This window comes from Actinomadura napierensis (assembly GCF_039529375.1).
GTDB lineage: Bacteria > Actinomycetota > Actinomycetes > Streptosporangiales > Streptosporangiaceae > Spirillospora > Spirillospora napierensis.
The window spans coordinates 1-785 of record NZ_BAAAMR010000290.1 but is presented as its reverse complement, the minus strand read 5'-3'; the positions used below and the strand labels follow the sequence as shown (position 1 = coordinate 785).

1 protein-coding gene is annotated in these 785 nt (G+C 42.7%); it reads right to left on the bottom strand.

Annotated elements, in window-relative coordinates; translation table 11 throughout:
* A partial coding sequence (locus ABD296_RS49495; protein WP_407061596.1) for a cbb3-type cytochrome c oxidase subunit I occupies nt 1-723 on the bottom strand: 723 nt, incomplete at its 3' end.
* Nucleotides 724-785 lie beyond the last annotated feature (62 nt).

The following is a 785-nucleotide window of genomic DNA, read 5'->3' as shown; positions in this document are numbered from 1 at the left end:
GAAGAAATGGAAACCGAAGTAACGGTCTAATGTAAGCATCGCAAGAGTACCTGTTAATACAGGGAAAGATGCAATGATTAATACAGCCGTACAAAGTGAAGTCCATGTGAAAATAGGCATATCCATCAATTTCATGCCAGGCGCACGCATTTTGATGATGGTAACGAAGAAGTTAACACCAGATAAAAGCGTACCTAGACCAGAAACCTGAAGTGCCCAGATATAGTAGTCAACACCTACACCAGGAGAATATTGAATACCAGACAGAGGAGGGTAAGCCATCCAACCAGTCGCAGCAAATTCACCTAATACAAGTGAAAGCATCATTAAACCAGCAGCACCAGCGAATAACCAGAAGCTTAAAGAGTTTAATAATGGGAAAGCAACGTCACGAGCACCGATCTGTAAAGGTACAGAGATGTTCATCATACCTACAACTAGACCCATTGCTACGAAGAAGATCATGATTACACCGTGTGCGGTGAAGATCTGGTCGTAATGGTCAGGATGTAAATAACCTTCACCACCGCCTTTAGCGAGGAAAAGTTGTAAACGCATCATGATCGCATCGGCGAAACCACGCAAAAGCATGACGACAGATACGATGATATACATGATACCAATCTTTTTATGGTCTACAGTTGTAAACCATTCTTTCCACAAATATCCCCATTTTTTGAAATAGGTGATACCGCCAAGCACAGCAATTGCACCAAGTGCCATAAAGACCATGGTGACAAGTACGATTGGCTCTGTCGGGATAGAGTCCCAACCCAATTTACCAA